The organism is Kribbella sp. NBC_01510, assembly GCF_045040325.1.
Taxonomy (GTDB): Bacteria; Actinomycetota; Actinomycetes; order Propionibacteriales; family Kribbellaceae; genus Kribbella.
In genome coordinates, this window is the sequence record NZ_CP109418.1 from 7,620,025 (window position 1) to 7,640,004 (window position 19,980).

18 protein-coding genes are annotated in these 19,980 nt (G+C 69.2%); 8 read left to right on the forward strand and 10 right to left on the reverse strand.

The window, feature by feature from the left end:
* The first annotated feature begins 61 nt into the window (after nucleotides 1–61).
* On the forward strand, nucleotides 62–1,501 hold the full coding sequence (locus OG558_RS37380; RefSeq protein ID WP_405067229.1) for an alkaline phosphatase PhoX: 1,440 nt from the start codon (nucleotides 62–64) through the stop codon (nucleotides 1,499–1,501).
* On the opposite strand, the gene OG558_RS37385 is transcribed toward OG558_RS37380, so the two are convergent.
* Nucleotides 1,470–2,585: a serine hydrolase domain-containing protein gene (locus OG558_RS37385; RefSeq protein ID WP_405067230.1), complete on the reverse strand. Its 1,116-nt coding sequence runs from the start codon at nucleotides 2,583–2,585 to the stop codon at nucleotides 1,470–1,472. The two genes, OG558_RS37380 and OG558_RS37385, sit on opposite strands and share 32 nt — an antisense overlap.
* An 85-nt stretch (nucleotides 2,586–2,670) precedes the next feature.
* On the opposite strand from OG558_RS37385, the gene OG558_RS37390 reads away from it, so the two are divergent.
* Nucleotides 2,671–3,252, forward strand: a complete 582-nt coding sequence (locus OG558_RS37390; RefSeq protein ID WP_405067231.1) for a TetR/AcrR family transcriptional regulator — start codon at nucleotides 2,671–2,673, stop codon at nucleotides 3,250–3,252.
* Here OG558_RS37390 and OG558_RS37395 read toward each other — a convergent pair.
* The 5 genes from OG558_RS37395 to OG558_RS37415 form a co-directional block, all read right to left on the reverse strand.
* Nucleotides 3,221–4,357, reverse strand: coding sequence for an MFS transporter (locus tag OG558_RS37395; RefSeq protein ID WP_405067232.1), 1,137 nt, complete (start codon nucleotides 4,355–4,357; stop codon nucleotides 3,221–3,223). The genes OG558_RS37390 and OG558_RS37395 overlap by 32 nt on opposite strands.
* A gap of 23 nt (nucleotides 4,358–4,380) precedes the next feature.
* The gene (locus tag OG558_RS37400; RefSeq protein ID WP_405067233.1) at nucleotides 4,381–5,682 is read right to left on the reverse strand and encodes a BNR-4 repeat-containing protein; all 1,302 of its coding nucleotides are present in this window, start codon (nucleotides 5,680–5,682) and stop codon (nucleotides 4,381–4,383) included.
* A 149-nt stretch (nucleotides 5,683–5,831) separates the two neighbouring features.
* A complete protein-coding gene (locus tag OG558_RS37405; RefSeq protein ID WP_405067234.1) occupies nucleotides 5,832–6,836 on the reverse strand; it encodes a DUF2278 family protein in 1,005 nt (334 codons plus the stop codon).
* Entirely contained in the window at nucleotides 6,827–7,858 is a 1,032-nt protein-coding gene (locus OG558_RS37410) for a hypothetical protein (RefSeq protein ID WP_405067235.1), read from the reverse strand. The genes OG558_RS37405 and OG558_RS37410 overlap by 10 nt, the downstream gene beginning before the upstream one ends.
* The gene (locus tag OG558_RS37415) at nucleotides 7,858–8,502 is read right to left on the reverse strand and encodes a hypothetical protein (protein ID WP_405067236.1); all 645 of its coding nucleotides are present in this window, start codon (nucleotides 8,500–8,502) and stop codon (nucleotides 7,858–7,860) included. The genes OG558_RS37410 and OG558_RS37415 overlap by 1 nt, the downstream gene beginning before the upstream one ends.
* Nucleotides 8,503–8,560: 58 nt before the next feature.
* Between OG558_RS37415 and OG558_RS37420 the strand changes: the two genes are divergently transcribed.
* Nucleotides 8,561–9,346 carry an inositol monophosphatase family protein gene (locus OG558_RS37420; protein ID WP_405067237.1) on the forward strand — a complete coding sequence of 262 codons (786 nt, stop codon included), beginning with the start codon at nucleotides 8,561–8,563 and terminating at the stop codon, nucleotides 9,344–9,346.
* A 3-nt stretch (nucleotides 9,347–9,349) separates the two neighbouring features.
* Here the strand turns inward: OG558_RS37420 and OG558_RS37425 are convergent, their stop codons facing one another.
* Nucleotides 9,350–9,790 (reverse strand): SRPBCC family protein, encoded by a 441-nt coding sequence (locus OG558_RS37425; RefSeq protein ID WP_405067238.1) that lies wholly within the window; start codon nucleotides 9,788–9,790, stop codon nucleotides 9,350–9,352.
* A gap of 60 nt (nucleotides 9,791–9,850) precedes the next feature.
* Between OG558_RS37425 and OG558_RS37430 the strand changes: the two genes are divergently transcribed.
* The gene (locus OG558_RS37430; RefSeq protein WP_405067239.1) at nucleotides 9,851–10,663 is read left to right on the forward strand and encodes an LLM class flavin-dependent oxidoreductase; all 813 of its coding nucleotides are present in this window, start codon (nucleotides 9,851–9,853) and stop codon (nucleotides 10,661–10,663) included.
* Nucleotides 10,664–11,046: 383 nt separating this feature from the next.
* On the opposite strand, the gene OG558_RS37435 is transcribed toward OG558_RS37430, so the two are convergent.
* Nucleotides 11,047–14,478: an error-prone DNA polymerase gene (locus OG558_RS37435; RefSeq protein ID WP_405067240.1), complete on the reverse strand. Its 3,432-nt coding sequence runs from the start codon at nucleotides 14,476–14,478 to the stop codon at nucleotides 11,047–11,049.
* 72 nt (nucleotides 14,479–14,550) lie between these two features.
* Nucleotides 14,551–15,345, reverse strand: a complete 795-nt coding sequence (locus tag OG558_RS37440; RefSeq protein ID WP_405067241.1) for a MarR family winged helix-turn-helix transcriptional regulator — start codon at nucleotides 15,343–15,345, stop codon at nucleotides 14,551–14,553.
* A 134-nt stretch (nucleotides 15,346–15,479) separates the two neighbouring features.
* On the opposite strand from OG558_RS37440, the gene OG558_RS37445 reads away from it, so the two are divergent.
* Nucleotides 15,480–15,869: a VOC family protein gene (locus OG558_RS37445; RefSeq protein WP_405067242.1), complete on the forward strand. Its 390-nt coding sequence runs from the start codon at nucleotides 15,480–15,482 to the stop codon at nucleotides 15,867–15,869.
* A gap of 71 nt (nucleotides 15,870–15,940) precedes the next feature.
* On the forward strand, nucleotides 15,941–16,276 hold the full coding sequence (locus OG558_RS37450; protein ID WP_329476379.1) for a hypothetical protein: 336 nt from the start codon (nucleotides 15,941–15,943) through the stop codon (nucleotides 16,274–16,276).
* A 6-nt stretch (nucleotides 16,277–16,282) separates the two neighbouring features.
* Here OG558_RS37450 and OG558_RS37455 read toward each other — a convergent pair whose 3' ends face one another.
* The gene (locus tag OG558_RS37455) at nucleotides 16,283–17,722 is read right to left on the reverse strand and encodes a biotin carboxylase (protein ID WP_405067243.1); all 1,440 of its coding nucleotides are present in this window, start codon (nucleotides 17,720–17,722) and stop codon (nucleotides 16,283–16,285) included.
* 90 nt (nucleotides 17,723–17,812) lie between these two features.
* Between OG558_RS37455 and OG558_RS37460 the strand changes: the two genes are divergently transcribed.
* A complete protein-coding gene (locus tag OG558_RS37460) occupies nucleotides 17,813–18,715 on the forward strand; it encodes a serine hydrolase domain-containing protein (protein WP_405067244.1) in 903 nt (300 codons plus the stop codon).
* Nucleotides 18,716–18,781: 66 nt separating this feature from the next.
* Nucleotides 18,782–19,975: a serine hydrolase domain-containing protein gene (locus tag OG558_RS37465; protein WP_405067245.1), complete on the forward strand. Its 1,194-nt coding sequence runs from the start codon at nucleotides 18,782–18,784 to the stop codon at nucleotides 19,973–19,975.
* Nucleotides 19,976–19,980: the final 5 nt, after the last annotated feature.

The window sequence follows — 19,980 nt, forward strand, 5'->3', positions numbered from 1 at the left end:
TGCCGGGTGTCAGTCCGCCGACGGCAGGATCACGCTCACATCACGCATCAAGGAGCAAGCCATGTCAGTTGCACGACGTTCCGTCCTACGGGGTGCCGCCGCCGGTGCCGCAGGGGTCGGTTTCGCCACTGTCGGCACCGTACCGTCCCTCGCCGACGCCGCCCCCTCGCCACACCACGGGCCGTTCCCGGAGCACCGCCCGTTCCCGCCGCTGCTGGACGACCCGAAGGGTGTCCTCGCGCTGCCCCCGGGGTTCAAGTACCGGATCGTCACCCAGGCCGGCCAGACCAAGCTGACGAGCGGCCAGCCGACGCCGGCCTTGCACGACGGCACCGCGGTCTTCGACGGCAGCCGGCACAACACCTACACGCTGATCCAGAACCACGAGATCGGCGCCAACGACCCGCTCGGCGTACCGCAGGTCGAGGGCACCGTCTACGACTCCGGCGTCGGCTCGGCCGGTGGCTGCACGGTCATCTCGGTGGACCGCGACGGCAACAACCTCGGCGAGTGGGTCGGCATCTCCGGCACCATCACCAACTGCGCCGGCGGCCCGACGCCGTGGGGCACCTGGATGACGTGTGAGGAGACCGAGAACAAGGCCAACGGGACTACCCGGCTGAAGGACCACGGCTACGTCTTCGAGGTCTGGGCCGACGGCGAGACCGCGCACCCGGTGCCGCTGAAGGCCCTCGGCCGCTACGCCCACGAGGCGCTCGCGATCGACGCGGACCGCACCCACATCTACCTGTCCGAGGACGCCTCCGGCCCGAACGGCACCTTCTACCGCTGGTCCGCACCGCGCGGCTACAAGCTCAGCTCGCGCAGCTGGAAGGACCTGCAGGACAAGGACTTCGGCACCCTCGAGGCGCTTGCCATCCTCGGCGACGACGGCAAGCCGATCCCGGACGTCGCGTACCTGACCTCGGCGCAGTTGCTCCGGCCGTTCCGGGTCGCGTGGGTGCCGGTGCCCGACCGCGACGGCGCCACGGTGTCGGTCCGCAAGCAGTTCACCGACGGCCAGGTCACCCGGGGCAAGAAGTTCGAAGGCGTCTACGGCACCAGCGAGGGCGTGTACGTCGTGAACTCGTACGCCGAGTCCGGCACCGCCGACCTGCCGGCCGACGCCGTACCGCACGACGGGATGGTCTGGTTCTACAACTACGACGCCAAGACCATCCAGCTGGTCACCTACTTCCCGGAGAACGCCGCCGCGAACTCGCTCGCGTCGAAGTACCAGGACCTCAACTTCGACGGCCCGGACAACGTCACCGTCACCCCGTGGGGTTCGCTGATCCTGGCCGAGGACGGCCAGGCCAGCAGCCACGTGCTCAGCGCGACGCCAGGTGGCCCGACGTACGCGATCGCCCGGAACATGCTGAACGACTCCGAGCTCACCGGCCCGACGTTCTCCGCCGACGGCAAGGTGCTCTTCGTCAACATCCAGACGCCCGGCATCACGCTCGCGATCACCGGGCCGTGGCGCGACTACCTCGGCTGAGTGCCGACAGCAAGGTGAGCGAACGGTCGTCGGGACCGACGCGCACCTCGTTCATCAGATAGGAATAGGCGGTCTCCCGGCTCGGCCACGCGGCGTGCCGGGAGCCGCCCGCTCCGGCGTGGCCGAAGGTGTCGGCGGGGGCGCCGAGCCGGGCGTCCGGCGTCTGGAGCTCGAAGCCCGCGCCGTAGGCGATCTCGCTCCCCCACGTCGGCTCGATCCCGCGCCGGATCTCCCGGCGCCCGAGCTCGACCGTCTCCGGTGTCAGGACGCGCACACCGTCCACCTCGCCGAGGAGTGACGCGTAGAACCGCGCCATCCCGCGAGCCGTCGCGAAACCACCGACCGCGGCCAGGCCGGCACTGGCGTACTCGAAGCTGTTCCAGATCTTCTCCGCACCCGGCACCCACAGCGGATTGGGCCGATTCAGCTCCGTCCACGGTCCGTCGACGAGGACACCGTCCGGCGCGACCATCGTGGCCGCCCGCCACTGGAGCTCCTCCGGCAGCCCGATCCACACCTCCAACCCGAGCGGTACGGCGAACTCCTCGGCGAAGAACCGGCTCACGGTCCGGCCGTCCACGCGTCGTACCAGCTCGTCGACCAGCCAGCCCCACGTGATCGCGTGGTACATGAACGCGGCCCGTGGATCCGCCGCCGGCGCCTGCGCGGCCAGGTGCGCGCTCATCACGTCGTGGTCGAGGAGATCGGCGTACCCGGCCTCGACCCAGGGCAGGCGGGCCTGATGGGACAGCACCTCGGCGATCGTGACGGCATCCTTGCCCTCGGCAGCGAACGCCGGCCAGTAGCGGCTGAGCGGATCGTCGAGCGACACCTGACCGCGTTGCACCAGCAGCAGGACGCCTGCGGACGCGAGGCCCTTCGTCCCGGAGAACATCAGCTGGATCGTGTCGCGATCCCAGGCCCGGCCGGTCTCGCGGTCGGCCGTCCCGCCCCACAGGTCGACCACCAATTGCCCGTGCTGGTACGCCGCGAAGGCCGCGCCCAGCTCGCCGCCGTCGGCGAAGTTCCGCTCGAACACCCCGGCCACATCCTCGAATCCTGCCGCTGTCCAGCCATTGATCATGTGGCTGATAGTACCGATCGTTCTTATCTAGCGCCAGCCGGAGATAACACCGATCGGTATTCTGGTCGGCAGGAGGTGGTGCGGCATGCCGGTCAAGGCCGGACAGCGACTGGATCCCGAGGCTACGAAGGCGCGGATCCTCAAGGCGGCGGCGGAGGTGTTCACCCGCCGCGGCATCCACGCGGCCGGGATCAACGAGATCGTCGAGGCGGCCGGTGCGTCGAAACTCACCGTCTACAAGAACTTCGGCTCCAAGGACGGTCTGGTCGAGGCAGTGCTGACCGACCGCACCCACAGGGTCCGCGCATGGCAGAACCACGCGGTCGAACAGGCCGGCACCGGCCGGGAGAAGATCCTGGCCGTCTTCGACCTGATGGCGAACTGGTACGCCGAAGCCGGGTTCCGCGGCTGCGCGATGATGAACGCGGCCACCGAGGACCGCGACCAGGACGGAGCGCCGCGGCGACTCGCCCAGGACCACCTCACCTTCTACCGCGACCTGTTCCGCCGACTGCTCACCGAGGCCGGTGCGCGCGATCCCGAGACCACGGCCCGGCAGCTGCTCATCGTGCTGGAAGGCGCAACCCTGATCAGTGCGGTCGATCGGGACCCAGGTCTCGGCGCGGAGGCCCGCGTCATCGTCGAGACACTGCTCGACGCGGCCTGAGGAACACCCCACACACGACCACACACGCCATCGCGAAGCCGGCCGCCACGAAGAACGCGGCCGCGAACCCGGCCTGCTCCGCCACGAACCCGCCGAGCGGACCCGCGGCCATCACGCCGAGATCCCAGAACGACGTCATCACGCCCATCGACACCCCGGGGCGCAGTCCCCGCACACGATCCAGAGTCATCGACACACACGCCGGATAGACCAGCGCCATGCCGCAGCCGGCCAACACAATGAACACCACCGCACTCACCGGACCGCGAGCGACCGCAAGACCGACCAGGGCGATGATCTCCAGCGAGACTGTTGACAGGGCCACCGTGCGACCGCCGTACCGATCGACCAACGGACTGCCCGCGAGCCGCACCACCAGGAAGGCCGCCGCGAACACCGTGAGCGCGACATGGTCGACCGCGATGCCGTCGGCCCGCAGGCGCAGGACCAGCAACGCCGCGACCGTGCCGTAGCAGTACGCCGCCAGCCCGATGGTTGCTCCTGGCAACGGTACGCCGGCCGGCACCAGATCGCGGACCCGCCGGATCCGGACCAGTGGCTCGGCCCGACGAGGATCGGAGCGCGTCGTCGACACCAGGATCGCCGACAACACCGCGAGGCCGACGACGACCCACCAGACCCGGCGGTCCCCCACCAGCGACGCAAGCACCGGCCCAACTGCCAGCCCACCCCACATCGACAGTCCGAACCATCCCGCCAACCGCCCGCGCTGTGACACCCGGGTCCCGGCCAACACCCACGGCAACGCGCCCGAGAACAGCGCCGCCTCCCCCGCTCCCATCACCAGCCGAGCCGCGAGCAACACCGCCAGATTCGGAGCCACCAGTTGCCCGAAGCCACCAACAGCCGCCAGCACTCCGCCACTCAGTACGATGGGACGCGACCACCCCGCATCCGCCAGCCACCCCGCGAACGGCCGCGCACAAGCCGTCGCCAGGAACGCGATCCCGACCGCGGTCCCACTCGCCAGCGCGCCCCCGCCGAACTTCTCCGGCACGTACGACGGCAACGCCTGCAACGTCGCCCCGAACGCGAGGTACCCCGCCAGCACCGCCACCCACAACCGCCGTACCGGAACATCCATGGACGTGATGGTACCGCTTGGTACTATCTCTGTCGCGGAGTGTCCAGGAGGACGACCTCGCAGTCGTAGTGCTGGGACGCGGTCATGTCGCCGCGGAACCAGAGCAGCGGGATCCGGGTGGGAGCACCGGGCGCGACGATCGGGCGGAGGTTGTCGGCCGCGGAGTCCGCCGTCACCGGTGTCCACGCCCAGGTCGCGCCGGCGTCCGGCGTACGCGCGTGGAAGATCTCGTGATGCGCCAGCGGCATTCCGTCGCGAGGGTCGATCGGCGTGGAGACGTAGAGCGAGTCCAGGTCGTAGGGATCGATGGCGACCAGGCCGGTGTAGTCGTTCTCGTGGGGCAGCAGGCCTGGTCCGGCCTTGGCCAGTTGATGGACCTGCCATGTGCCGCCGGGGGCGAGACGACCGTAGAAGAAGCGGTGATCCGGCACCGGATGCTGCCGCGCGAACGCGTCCGCAGGGTCCTCCGGAGTGTCGTGGCGAGCCAGCAGAACGGCCGCCAGCGACCCGTCGGATCCGCGCCGGATGTCGATCGTCCAGCAATGCGTCATCGGCTCGCCGTCCCACTTCGACCCAGCCGCGAGCACCGTGGTCAGCTCCACCTGCGACGGCGCCTCACCGTCGAGTGCGACCGGGTCGACCACGGTTCCGTCGGTTCGGTGCAGCGCGCCGGCTTCGAGGTAGCCGTGGTAGATCGAGTTGTCGTAGTCGCGCGGATGGTGGTCCGTCGTCACCAGGTCGACGCGGGACGGCGTGGAGACGTAGCGCGTGTAGCCGTTGACGTAACCGACCTTCGGCCGGGTGAACAGCTTGCCCGCGTAGGCCCAGGTATCGCCGTCGTCGTCGGAGACCAGGGCGCACGGGTCGTCGTTGACCGCTCGCGCGAAGCAGTACAGCCGTCCGTCCAGCTCGTGCAGGTTCGAGTAGGTGACCCCGCGACCGCCGGTGAACTCGCTCCAGTCGAACGTCCGCTCCGGTCCCCACGTCCGCGGGTCACCGGGTTCGCTCACCCGCCACCGGGTCAGGTCGTCGGTCTTGTGCTTCGTGTACACCGCCAGCCATCGGCCGTCCGGACGACGCCACAACGCCGGCACATCGTGGTCGTCCGCCTCGAACCGCTCATGCAGTACGACGACCTCACTCGACCCGGACCGCAGGTCGACGACGGTCAACTCGACATTGCCGGCCCGCTCGGCTCCGCCGGGACCTTCCGGTGCCGCGATCGACCCGACGACCAGCACCTGGCCGACCGGATCCACCACCGCCCGCTCGTCCTGGAACCAGCACCACGCGCCGTTGTCATTGATCACCCGAGGCAGGCTCATGGGCCGACAGTTTGGCAGACATCCATACCTGACTGGCAAGCGCTTGCCAGCATGTGGTCAGCCCCCTGGCGCGACGCACCGTCGACACCGCCACTGGCGGCATCTTCATCGGGCTCGGCGTCCGCCTGGCCCTACTGCGCTGACCGCGGTCAAAAGACGACCGTCCAGCCGGAGGCCTCGGCCTGGCTCGCGGTGTAGGCGACGCCGTGGATCTTGAGACCGGCGTTGTCGAGCAGGGTGATCTCGCCGCCCTTGTTGCCCAGCTGGACGGTCGGCGGCAGGTGCACGAGGAGCGTGGCGCCGGGATCGAGGACGCCGGCCGGGACCGGGCCGACGTGCAGCGCGCGATCGACCAGATGCCAGCCGCTGAGGTCGACCGGATCGGGTGAGGCGTTCAGCAGGGTGACCGTCTCGGCTTCGGGCGCGGGACCGACCGGATTGATCAGCGCGGCGACGATCCGGACCGCCTCGGCCCCGAACTCCTCGACCGGCCCATCGACCAGGGTGTGACCGGTCTTGTCGTCGGTGTGCCATGACTGGCTCTGGAACGCCAGGAAGATGCCCACCCAGCGCTGCTGATCCGGCAGCGCGATGATCACCGCACCGTCCTGCCAGACCCCGTCGTCCTTGCGGAACGTGCCGACGTTCCCCTGGTTCATGTGGATGTCGTGCACCCCGTTGCCAGGATTGAAGCCGAAGATCTTGTCCGGTACGCCGTCCTCCGGCCCCCATCGCTCGCCGAACGCGTACACGATCGCGGCCGGCTCCCGGATCGCCCGCTGCACCTGGTCGTCGAGCAGATCGGCCAGGTCGTTGCCCGGTCCCGCCACATCAGCGGGCAGCGGCCGCAGCAGCGTTCGATCGAACAGCGTCTGCCGCACGTAGTCCAGGTTCACCCCGGCCGGCCCCGCGTCGAGCCGGTGCCACCCCGGCGCGAGACCGGACAGCTGCGCGGTGACCGGATGCCGGAAGTCCTCGTCGACCCGGAAGAGCAACTCCGACGGGTACTCCTGCGACTTCACGTTCACCGCGATCCGGTAGTTCACCCCGTCCGGATCCTCCAGCCGGACCTGGTAGTGCGGCGTGTCCAGCCCAGTTTCCCGGCGTGCGTCGACCGCTCGGCCGACCAGTACGCCGTACGACGTCAACGGCATGGTGTCTCCTCCATCACGGGTACCGATAGTTCGCCAGCTCGCTTTCGAGCCGGCGGTAACGCTCTTCCATGTCCTCGCGCTCGGACTGCACCGGCTTCGGCGCCTTGACCACCGGCCGCATCGCCCCTTCGACGAGCCGGGCGAACTCGGGCAGGTCGGCGTACCGCGGGATCTGCTGGTTCGCGGCGAACATGGCCAGGGCCCGGCGCTCCCACCCACCGTTCGATGGCGGGAACCGGATGAGGTGATGCAGCGCTCGCGAGTACCCGCGCGTCCTCGAAGAACGGCACCCGGTCGTAGTTGCTCTCGGTCCGGCCGTCGTCTCGCTTCCGGGGTTCGAGAGCGGCGGCGTGCCGTTCGAGCTGCAGGTCGACCTCGGTCTCCTTGTTCTTACGCTCCGGCTTCGCCGCTCCCGGAGCCAACGGCCAGTCCTCTGGCGCAACGTTGGCGGCCAGTCTGCGTCGCTCGTCCGCGCTGAGCAGCGTCAGGATCAACGGCACCCAGTCCCGGAGCTGGCGCGCGGCGCGCGCGATGACGACCGGTTTGGCCAATATTCCAAGGGATTCCAGGCCACGCTGCTCGAGCACGTCCTTGATCGCGGGCGGCAGTTCGCCGGGCTCACCGGTCACCTTGTGTTCGAGGTTCTCCAGCGCATGCAGCAGCGTGTGCGCGGTGTCCTGCGCCGATGGGAACGCCGGATAGGCATGGCGCAAACTCGGCGTGGACATCCGGCTGGTGCTCACTCGCCCAGCGCTCTGCGTCTTGGTGCCCGCGTCGTACGCCGGATAGGCATGGCGCAAACTCGGCGTGGACATCCGGCTGGTGCTCACTCGCCCAGCGCTCTGCGTCTTGGTGCCCGCGTCGTACGCCGGATACCGCAGCCGTCGGTAGAGCTTGCGCTGCAGCCGGATCCGCTCGGTCGCGTCCGCGGCGACGAACTCGGGGCGGTGCTTGGCGACGTCGCTGACGAACCGCTCGAGGAAGTCCTCGTCGATGTCCCGATGCCTCAAGATGTCGCCCATCAGGCCTTGACCCAGTCGCCGTCCTCGTTCTGTTCCCAGACCGGCAGGGCGTCGTCGGCGCGGGTGCCGAGATCGATGCCGCGCTGTTTCAGGACAGTCTGCGTCGACTGCGACAACCGGTCGGCAGCGGTCGGCTTGAGCACGAACCCAAGCTCGGCGAGTGCGACCGGTGTGAACCCCGCGCGAGCGGACAGCACCACATCCGGTGCTGCCACGAGAGTCTGCGCGAGTTCGGCGTACGGTGTGCTGATCTGCAGCGCCCCAGCCCTCTCATCAGGCTCGCCCCCCTCTTCTCCCTCACGGGCCAGTTGGCCCTTCAAGTGCTGTGCCCGGAGCACCCGGGTGTACGTCGCCGCGCCGCGCAACGCCTCGTGTTCGGCCGGCAACTCGTCGACGCACTTGCGGCGGTCGTCGAGAAGCTTCTGCCGCTGTCCGAGCGGTGTGTCACCGAGGCCTTGGACGAAGTCGGCCGAGGCGGCGAACTCAGCCGACCCGGCTTCCACACCCTTCCGCCCACCCCCTGCCGCGACCGCAGCTCGCAGGGCGTCCTGGTACGCGGACTCCTGATCGAGTTCGATCGACGGCTGCTCCGGGTCCTGGCTCACCGCCGGACGCAGGAGCATCAAGCGAAAGAGATTCTCCATGACTTTAGGAGACCCGCCCGTCCGCAGTGATACAGCCGGCACCGTGTTGGATGGCTTCATGAGCGAACTGGGTGATGCCGAGATAGCGATCAATGCGGCTGCGGCGGGGGCGGATGTGGTGCGGGAGAAGTTCGGGGGCGTGCTGGAGCGGTATGCCAAGTCCTCGACGGACTTCGCTACCGAGGCTGATCTCGAGGCGGAGCGGGCCATTCTCGCAGTCATCCGCGCCGAACGTCGCGACGACGCGGTGATCGGTGAGGAGTACGGCGCCAGTGGTCAGGCGGAGCGCACCTGGTTGGTGGACCCGCTCTGCGGCACCCTCAACTTCGCCGCCCAGAACCCGATGTTCTCCGTGAACGTCGCGCTGCGGAGCCCGGCCGGGGACGTCGCCGCGGTCGCTCAACCGCTCAGCGGTGAGATCTTCTGGACCGACGGGACCGCGGTCTTCATCCGCCGTGACGGTGTCGACACCCCCGCCGTACCCTCCGCGACCTCGCGCATGGTCGACATCGACATCGACGCACCGAACGGCGCGCACTTCCTCGGCGCGCAACTGCTGACCGACGAGAAGCTCCGCGAGGCCTTCGCGCTCCGCGTCTTCTCGACGACTCTTGCCCTTGCGTGGGTCGCCGTCGGCCGACAGGCCGGCTACATCACCGACGGCTCGCTTCGCGACAGCGTCCATTACACCGCCGGCATCATCCTCTGCCGAGCGGCCGGCGCCACCATCACCGACTTCCACGGCGATCCCCTCCACACCGCCCCCGGCCTCATCGCCGCCGCCACCCCCGAAGCCCACCAGCGACTGTTGGAGCTCGTCACGCCACACGTGACCGCCGGCTGAGGGTCAGGGGGATTCGAGGAGCGACTTGAGGCGGGCGAGGTCCTTGACGTTGGCGCGGCGCATCGCGGCCGCCATGATCGGCGCGGCGACGCCGGCGAATCCCGAGGGCTCGCCATGGTTGCGCAGTGTCATCCGGGTAGCGGCACCGACCACGGGTGACCACTCGTAGCTGGTCTCCATCGGGAACGGCCCCTCCGCGGTCCGCATCACCAGCCGCTGGTACGGAATCAGCTCGGTGATCTCGTAGGTGTAGGCGAGCCGGCGCCCCAGGAAGTGCGCGACGAAGTCCAGCCGCGACCCGACTACGACTGGCGGCCGGGTCCGCCACCGGACCGACTCGATGTTCGCGTACCACTTCGGCGCATGGGTCGGATCCGCGACGTACTCCGCGACGACACGCACCGGCCGATCGATCACGATCTCGGTCAGCACGTCGACAGTCATCGCACCTCCTCTCAGCCGACCGTACGCCGTTCTGTCGGTCGGGGCCGGTAGGAAGGAGGGATGAGATACGGAGTGATTCTTCCGGGTGGGACGGCGGTCGAGCAGCTCGAGCAGGCAGTGCTCGCCGAGGAGGCCGGATGGGACGGCGTGTTCGTTTGGGAGGCGGCGTACGGCGTCGACGCGTGGGGGCTGCTGACGGCGATCGCCGCCCGGACGGAGCGGATCCGGCTCGGGACAATGCTGACACCGCTGCCGTGGCGGCGACCGTGGAAGGTCGCCAGCCAGGTCGTGACGCTGGATCAGCTCTCGTCCGGCCGGGCGACCTTGGCGGTCGGGGTCGGTGCGATCGAGACGGATCTGCCGCGGACCGGTGAGGAGCTGGAGCTGCGGACCCGGGCGGCGATGATGGACGAGGGCATCGACCTGATCCGTGAGCTGTGGGCCGGACGGTCCAGCTACCACGGCGAGCACTACGACTACGAGTGCGCCCGCGACGATCTCGCCCAGGTGGGTCGGCCGGTGCAGGAGCGGATCCCGATCTGGGTGGTCGGCGCCTGGCCGCGGCCGAAGTCGATGCGGCGCGTCTTGCGCTGCGACGGCGTACTGCCGCAGTACCCACCGGGCCAGGACACACCTGACGAGCTCCGCAGGCTCCGCGCGTGGCTGACCGCCCAGGGCGGCTCCCCCGAGCTGGACGTGATCGCCGAGGGCGAGACCCCCGCCGACGACCCGGCCGCCGCCTCCGCTCTCGTCAAACCCTGGTCAGACGCAGGCGCCACCTGGTGGCTCGAAACCCGCTGGCAAATGCCCCATCACTCCCCCGCCCGCATGCAAGACGTCCGCACCCGCCTAACCGCCGGCCCACCCACGTAAGCGAACGGCGGGACCTGAGCCAGGAGGAGCGCGGGAGCTTAGACAGGAACTGGGGTCCCGGGACGGGAGACGCGCCGGGACCTGGGACGGGAGACGCGCGGGGACCTGGGACAGGAGCTGGGGACCTGGGACAGTCCGTGCCATGTCCCAGCCCCCGACGGGATGTCCTAACCCCAAACCCCCGACAGAGTGCCCCAATCCCCAACCCTCAGACAGCTGCCGGGACCTGGGACAGGAGCTAGGGACCTGGGACAGTCCGTGCCATGTCCCAGCCCCCGACGGGATGTCCTAACCCCAAACCCAAACCCCAACCCCAACCCTCAGACAGCTGCGGCGCACCACCGCCTGGTGGAAGACCTGCCGGAAAGCTGAGTGATTGAGGGCTAGCGGAAGTCGCGGGATTGGGTGCGGGCGGTTAGGGGAAGGCGTTGGAGGTGGTCGGCGGAGAGGTTGGTGACTTCGCCGGCGCGTTCGACGCGGCCGCGGATGATGAGGGCGCCGGCGTTGCGGGCGACGGCGGCGTGACGGTGCCAGCAGCCGACGGTGATCACAATGTTGGCCATGCCGGTCTCGTCCTCGAGGTTCATGAAGGTGACGCCGGAGGCGGTGGCGGGGCGCTGCCGATGGGTGACCACCCCGGCGACGCGGACACGGGCGCCGTTCGGGACCTCGCGAAGCTGGGCCGCGGACAGGATGCCCTCGGCGCGGAGTTGCTCGCGGACGCGCTGCATCGGGTGACTGGTGGTGGTGATCGAGGTGGACCACAGGTCGGCCATGTCGGCCTCGATGTCGCTCATCCCGGGCAGCGTCGGCGGCGGGCCGGCCGCGGTGATCCCGGCCAGCTGACCGGGCCGCTCCTCGGCCGCCCGTCCGGCCTCCCACAACGCCTGCCGCCGATCGAGGCCGAAGCAGTCGAAGGCCCCCGCGGTCGCGAGCGCCTCGACCTGCGCGGCGGTGATCCCGGTCCGGCGGACGAGGTCGGCCATCTCGGTGAACGGCCCACCGCGCTCCCGCTCCTCGACGATCAGCTTCGCGCCCTTGTCCCCGATCGTGCGCACCTCGGACAGCCCGAGCCGAACCGCGAACGCACCATCACGGCGATGCAGGGTGGTGTCGTACGGCGCCTTGGGGTCGAACGGACCGACCAGCGGCTGCGGATCCTTCAGGCACTCCGGCGACCCGGTCGGCCCGGACAGCTCCTGCCCGTCCACCAACACCTCGAGCCCGGCGTCGACTCCGGACAGATGCAGGTGTGGACGCCGCACCTCCACGCCGTGGCGGCGGGCGTCGGCGACCAGGGACTGCGGTGAATAGAACCCCATCGGCTGGGCGCGCAACAGCGCCGCCAGGAACGCGGCCGGGTAGTGCAGCCGCAGCCACGTGCTGGAGTAGACGAGCAGGGCGAAGCTGATCGAGTGCGACTCGGCGAAGCCGAAGTTCGCGAAGGCTTCGATCTTGGCGTAGATCTCGTCGGCCAGGTCGCCGGTGATCCCGTTGCGCGCCATCCCGGCGTACAGCTTCTCCTTCAGCGACGAGATCTTCTCGATGCCGCGCTTGGACCCCATCGCCCGGCGCAGCAGGTCGGCCTCGTCACCGTCGATCTCGCCGACCGCCATCGCCATCTGCATCAGCTGCTCCTGGAACAGCGGCACCCCCATGGTCCGCTCCAGCACCGGCCGCAACTTCGGGTGCAGGTAGGTGATCGGCTCCTCCCCGGTCCGGCGGCGGATGTACGGATGGACCGCGCCACCCTGGATCGGGCCGGGCCGGATCAGCGCGATCTCGGTGACCAGGTCGTAGAACCGCCGCGGTTTCAGCCGTGGCAGGGTCGCCATCTGGGCCCGCGACTCGACCTGGAACACCCCGACCGAATCCGCCCGGCACAGCTGGTCGTAGACCCCGGCCTCCTCCTTCGGGATCGTGTGCAGCAGCCACGACTCCCCTATCTGCTCGCGGACCATCTCCATGCAGTACTGCAACGCGGCCAGCATGCCGAGCCCGAGCAGGTCGAACTTCACCAGCCCCATCCAGGCACAGTCGTCCTTGTCCCACTGGAGCACCGTGCGGTCCTCCATCCGGGCGTGCTCGATCGGCACCACCTCCCCCACCGGGCGCTCGGTCAGCACCATCCCGCCGGAGTGGATCCCCAGGTGCCGGGGGAACTTCAGCAGCTCGCTCGCCATCGACACCACCTGCGGCGGGATGTCGTGCTCGGTCGAGGTGATCTCCGGACTCCACCCGTCGACCTGCTTCGACCACGCGTCCTGCTGGCCGACCGAATACCCGAGCGCCTTGGCCATGTCCCGGACCGCGGACTTCGGGCGGTAGGAGATCACGTTCGCCACCTGGGCGGCGTTGTGGCGGCCGTACTTGCCGTAGACGTACTGGATCACCTCCTCGCGGCGGTCGGAGTCGAAGTCGACGTCGATGTCCGGCTCCTCGGTCCGGGTCGTGGCGAGGAACCGCTCGAACGGCAGCTTGTAGAGGATGCTGTCCACGGCAGTGATCCCGAGCGCGTAACAGACCGCCGAGTTCGCCGCCGATCCCCGGCCCTGGCAGAGGATGCCGTTGGTGTGCGCGAACCGGACGATGTCCTCGACGATCAGGAAGTATCCCGGGAAGCCCTTCTCGTCGATGACGGCCAGCTCACGCTCCAGCCGCTCGTACGCGTCGGGCCGCTCGGTGGGCGTGCCGTACCGCAGCCCGGCGCCCTTCAAGGTCAGATGCCGCAGCCACGACATCGGGGTCTCCCCGTCCGGCACGTCGCGCAACGGCAGCTTCGGCTTCGCCCGGGCCAGGTCGAAGGCCAGCTGGTCGGCCAGTGTCACCGAGCGCGCCACGGCCCCGTCGTACCGGCGGAACCGGGCCGTCATCTCCGCGCCAGACCGCAGGAACGCCATCCCGCTCGGCGGCAGCCAGCCGTCCATCGTGTCCAGGTCGCGCCGGGCCCGGACGGCGGCCAGCGCGGCGGCCAGTCTGTGCTGTGCCGGGGCGGCGTAGTGAACGTTGTTCGTGGCAACTATCGGGAGGCCGCGGTCGGCGGCCAGGCCGGCCAGGATCCGGTTCCGGCTGGTGTCGGCGGGCAGGTGGTGGTCGATCAGCTCGACCACCACCCGGTCCTTGCCGAACAACCCGGTCAGCCGGTCCAGCTCACGGCCCGCGGCGGCCGGACCGTCGGCATGCCCGGCGAGCTCCAGCGCCTGCCGGACCAGGCCCTTGCGGCAGCCGGTCAGGATCACCCAATGGTCGCGGCCCTCGTCGGCCAGCCGCTCCAGGTCGTAGACCGGGCGCCCTTTCTCACCGCCGGCCAACTGTCCCTCGGTGATCTCGCCGGCCAGCTTGTGATACCCCTCCTGCCCCTCCGCCAGAATCAGCAGGTGACTGCCCTCGGGATCGGCCACGCCGTTCTGCGGGCCGGTCAGCCCGAGCGACAGCTCCGCGCCGAACACCGTCGGCATCTTGTACGCCGCCGCAGCCTCGGCGAACCGGGCCGCGCCGTAGAACCCGTCGTGATCGGTCAGCGCCAGCGCGTGCAGCCCCTGCCGGACCGCGCCCTCGACCAGGTCCTCCGGCTGGGAGGCGCCGTCGAGAAAGGAGAAGTTCGAATGCACATGCAACTCGGCGTACGGCACCGCGTTCTCCGGCCGGACCGTGAGAGCCTTCGGCGGCACGTACGGCCCGCGGTGCTGCGACCACGCCGGGCTGTCGCCGCCGTCGGCCGTCACCGGCCGGTCGCCGTGGCTGCCCGGCCGGGATCGGTCCGACAGCTTCCGCTCCAGCTCCGACCACTTGATCGGCGGATTGTTGTAGCCCATCGCAGCACCTCCTCCCACCAGAATAGAACATATGTTCCCCTCATCCCCGAGGTGGAGGTCGACTGGGGAAACTCAGTCGTCGGCGGCCTCTACCGCGGCGGCGATCGGCTCGAGCCCCGCAACCAGCTCGTCGAGCTCGTCCCCGCTGAGCACGTCGTACGCCGGCGCCGCCAGCTCGTCGGTGAGAGCCTCGATCCGCTCCTTGGTCTTCCGGCCCGCGTCGGTGAACTCACCGGCGGCGTCCACGAGGCCGCGGCCGCGCAGCCCGTCGACGACAGCGGCCAGCTGTGCCTTGGGTAGGTGGTGGATCCGGCCGAACTCCTCTGGCCTCATTCCGACGGAGAGAGCCAGGAGGACGTGGGCTTCCGTGCCGCCGATGCCGTGGGCGACGAGGGCGGCGTTGTGGCCGTCCCCGCGGTGCTCCCGCAGCAGAGTCGCCGCGTGCCAGAGCCTGGCCACCGGCTCCTCGGGTACGTCGAGCGCCCGGAGCCCGGCGTACAGCACTCGACCCTCGGTCGGCGCGCTGACCGCTGCGCGGGTCGCGAGGTCTGCGACCCGCACCAGACCGGGGGCGTCGGCGAGCTCCCCGATCATCTGCCAAAGCGCGGCGGCGCTGCCCCGCTCGCGCACGGCGATCGCCTCCTCGGGGGTGGTCTTCCCCCAGACCCACGGGATGTGGCGCGCCACCTCGCCGTCGGCGAAGTTGTAGAAGACCGCGTGCACCACCTCGGCCGGTGCCAGCCCCAGTGGCGCGGCCCGGCCCGCGAAGTACCCGTCCCAGTAGTTGCGCATGCCGATGGCCAGGAACGCCTCGGTCGGCACCTCGGAAAAGGTGACGGTGGCGATCGGCTCGACGAGCTCGAACATACGGTGGACCTTGGCCTGTGGGTGCGGCATCGTCGGCATCTCCTGTGGTCGCGACCGCGCCCTCCTGGGCGGCCTCTCACCCTGGCTACGAACAACACGGCCCGGATACGACAGTTTCGAGCGGGAGTCCTGATATGACCAGTAAGTTCACCGAGCTCGCGATCGACTGCGCCGATCCCGGCGGTCTCGCCCGGTTCTGGTGCTCGGTCCTCGGCTACGAGGTGCAGAACGAAGAGGGCGGAGTGATCACCATCGGCTCGCCTCTGGTGCCGGAGGGCAAGGACCGCCTGGGCCCGGTGCCACCGACGTTGACCTTCGCACGCGTGCCCGAGGGCAAGACGATCAAGAACAGGCTCCACCTCGACGTCAACCCGACCGACCGGGAGCAGGACGAAGAGATCAGCCGCCTGCTCGACCTGGGCGCCCGGCACGCCGACGTCGGCCAGACCGGCGAGGAGAGCTGGGTCACCCTGGCCGACCCGGAGGGGAACGAGTTCTGCGTGCTGGCCGGCCGGCGCCCCTGATCGCCATCGCACACATGTCCCGTCGACATCAAGACTAGAACATGTGTTCGAAGAGGCGGTAATCTGAAAACATGCTTGGTCGGTTCACGGTGCGCCCGTCCGACGACGGATCGAACAGATTCGGCGTCTGGGACGGTGCGGTCAACGGGTGGCGTGCGATCGATATCGACGACGAGACGGAGGCCCATCGGATAGCCAGTGATCTCGATGTCCAGTACGACGCTCACGGTCCGCGACCGGCCGACGCCGTCCGGAAGGTGGACCCGGCCCAGCCGGTCCAGCGGGCCGAGTGGACCAACGGCGAGCTCGACGTCTGGATCCGCGACAACGGCGAGTGGCTCGGCCGCTTCTGCGACAAGGACGGCCGCGTCGCCTGGATCCCCGGCTCGGACCTCAGGCCCCTGTAGCCGCGGCTATTTCACGTAGCCGATCGGCACCAGGGCCGGCGGCTCGGGCAGGGTCTCGGAGACGTACTGGGAGCGGATGCCGGCGATGTAGAGGCGGCTCCGCCTGGTCAGCCCTTCCGCGTTCTGCATCCGGCCCTTGGTGACGAGGATGCCTAGGTCGGCGCCCTTGAAGCGGTAGTCGCCGGGGCCGTAGACGCGGAGGAAGAAGGCCTCGTCCTCGTGCGTGACGTCGTGCCAGTCGTTGCTCACACCAACGAACTCGAACCGGCCGTCCTCGTCGAGGTGCCAGGTCCCGGTCCGGGGCGCCTGCAGGATGCGCTCGACCCGGTCGGCCGGCTCCTTCATGATCAGCTGCGCCCACACGTCCACCGCGGCCAGGTCACGCCACCGATCGTTGATCTCGGTCACGTCGACGACATAGTCCGCGTCCATGAACTCGAGCAGATGGAACAGGAAGAGCGGTACGTCGGCATACGCGCCCGCGGTCACGTTCGTCATCGAGGAGGCGCCGGAGATCCGCGGGTTCAGCTCCCCCAGGTACACCTCGTCGGTGGCCAGGTCGACCAGGACGTCGATCTCGAGGAACCCGCGGTAGCCCTCCCGCGCGAGCCGGTCGCCGAGCCGCTGGACATGGTCGATCGCGAGCGCCCGCTGCACCGGCGGCAGCGCCTCGGGGAAGAGGTCGTTCCCGCACCAGCCGCCCTTGTACGGCGTGAGTTCGGGATAGCCGGTCAGGTCGGTCATGAACGGCCCGACGATGGTGCCGTGCCGGGTGATGCAGGCCTCGACCGCAGCCGCCTTGTTGTCGATCCGCTTCATCACCTTGAGCTGCTCACCGACGATGTCCTCGGCGTACTTCTCCCAGTCCTTCGTGCCGGCGATGAAGAACGTGGTCTTGCCGGAGTCGCCGTACGGCGTCTGCACGACCAGGTCGCGGCCGAGCTCGTTCAGCGCGGCGAGCTCCTCGAGTTCCTTCCAGGACGAGGCCGTGCCGATCACGTTGGGGACCGAGGGGGCGCCGGCCTCGTTGCCGAGCTGGGTGGTGACGATCTTGGAGTCGAGCCGGCGGCGCAGCTCGTCCGAGGGCATGATCAACTCGTACCCGAGCTCGCGGCAGATCTCCTCGGTCTCCTCGTCGAAGAACACCATCACGATCATCGGCGTACCGCCGCGCCGTTGCAGATGGGTCCGCACCTCGGGATCGCGGAGCAGGTAGTTGTTGATCTGCTCGCTCGACTCGAACTCGACGTACGGCTGGTTCTTCGGCGCGAACACCCGCGGGTGGGCGCCGTCCCAGGAGTCGTAGTAGACGACGTACTGGAAGTTGCGCACCCAGCGGTCGATGCCGAGCAGGTTGAACGCGGTCGGGCCGAAGAAGTAGATCGGCTGGGTGTTGGTCCGGAAGAACGTACGGATCTCGGCGATTCCGTGCAGCTTCGGGTTCATCGCCCCACCCCTCCCCTGATCCTTTCACAGTAGGTCCGTGGGGAACGCCCTGTCATCGCGTCGACTGCCGGTGAGAGGTACGGTTCGACCGTGCGCGACGATGTGCTCGACGACTTCCTCCGCGCCGATCGCGAGCGGGGCTTGGGCGTGTACGGGATCCACCTGTACCGCGAAGGCGGCCCGCCGGTCGAGCGCCGGGTCCGCTCCGACGACCGGGTCAACCTCTACTCCATCGCGAAGACGTTCACCTCGGTCGCGGTAGGGCTCGCCGAGGCCGAGGGACGCCTCACTCTCGACGACCGGCTCCTCGATCACCTCCCCGAACTCCGGCCGATCGCCGCGGACGGGGTCGAGGACGTCACCCTGCGCCAACTGATGACCATGACCAGCGGCACGAGCCACGAGTGGTACGCCGACGAGCGGATCGAGGCCCTGGATCTGCTCCAGGAGATCGTCGCCGCGCCGCTCGACGCGGTCCCCGGGAGCCGGTTCGCCTACACCGGCTCGGGCGTTTACGCAGTCAGCCGAGTCGTCGAGCGGGTCACCGGCGCCGACGTGCGCTCCTACCTCCTGCCCCGCCTGTTCGCACCGCTCGACCTGCACAACCCGCCGTGGCACACCTGTCCAGGTGGCTATCCGTTCGCCGAAAGCGACCTCTTCCTTCGCACCGAGGAGCTCGCCCGCTTTGCCAGGTTGCTGCTGCAAGAAGGTGAGTGGAACGGCGCACAGGTTCTGCCGGCGGCCTATGTCCGGCGGATGCCGGTCGAACGCGTCGACACCAGCGCTCTCGACTGGGGCGAGCGGTTCACCCTCGGCTACGGCCTGGGCGTCTGGATCGACCGGGCCGGCATCTACCGGATGGACGGCCGCTACGGCCAATACGCTCTCGTTTGTCCCGAGACACGAACCACCGTCACGGTCACCGCACACTCGGAGGCAGAGGTAGCCCTGCTCGATGCGATCCACGAGCTGATCCTCGACCGGCTCAGATAAGCGAGCTGTGGTAAACACCCTGGGTCGGCAGTGTGCCCGGCGAGAGCATGGTGCGATGGTAGTCGCATGGAAGCCACCGACGACCGGATGACAGGCTTTCCGCCGCCGGACGACACTCTCGTCGACCTGGCCGGCTGGCAGGACCCGCCGAACGTGCGCTGGGCCTTCCGCCACATGCGCGAACTGATGCCGACGCACGCGATCCCGGCCAATCCGGCCACTGTCAGCCCACTCACCACCGCACTCGATCCGACTGTGGAGGCGACTCCGGTCACCCGCCTCGACGGATCGACTACGCGCGCCGGCGGAGTGTTCGCCGACACCTGGACCGACGCGCTGATCGTCCTGCACGACGGCGTCATCGTGGAGGAGCAGTACCTGGCCGGGATGACAGCACACACCCCACATCTCCTGATGTCGGTGTCGAAGTCGATCGTCGGCTGTGTCGCGGGGATCCTCGCGGATCGCGGCGTACTCGATCCCATGGCTCCGGTGACGACGTACGTGCCCGAGGTCGCCAGGTCCGGGTACGACGGCGCTACCGTCCGGGATCTCCTGGACATGCGCACCGGGGTGGCATTCAGCGAGACCTACCAGGCCGTCGACGCCGAGGTCCGCGTGATGGAGCGGTCGATGGGCTGGCGACCCAGCCTCGACGGCGATCCGGTCGGCACGTACCGCTACCTCACCACGCTGGGTACGGCGGCCGACCATGGCGGACCGTTCACGTACCGCTCGGCCGACACCGACATGCTCGGCTGGGTGTGTGAGCGCGCGGCCGGGACCCGGATGGCGGACCTCGTGTCGAGTCTGGTGTGGATCCCGATGGGCGCCGAGCAGGACGCCGACATCACCTGTGATCCGGTCGGTTCCGCGGTGCACGACGGTGGCATCTCGGCGATCGCCCGTGATCTCGTCCGCTTCGGTCAGTTGCTGCTCGACGATGGTGCTCAGGTGGTGCCGGCCCAGTGGCTCACGGATGCCTGGCAGCCGCCCCTCGCTGTGCGGGACGCGTTCGCGGGCACGGACAACGAGGCCGTGCTGCCCGGTGGGTGGTATCGCAACCAGTTCTGGTTCGTGCCGACCCAACGCGGGACAGCCCTTGTCTGCTTGGGGATTCACGGCCAGATGGTCTACGTCCAGCGCGCAACCAGGACTGTCGGCGTGAAGCTTTCGTCGTGGCCGGACCCGCAGAACACGGCGTACCTGATCGACACGTTGCGGGCGTTCGGAGCGATCGGCGCGCGCCTGGACGCTTGATGGCC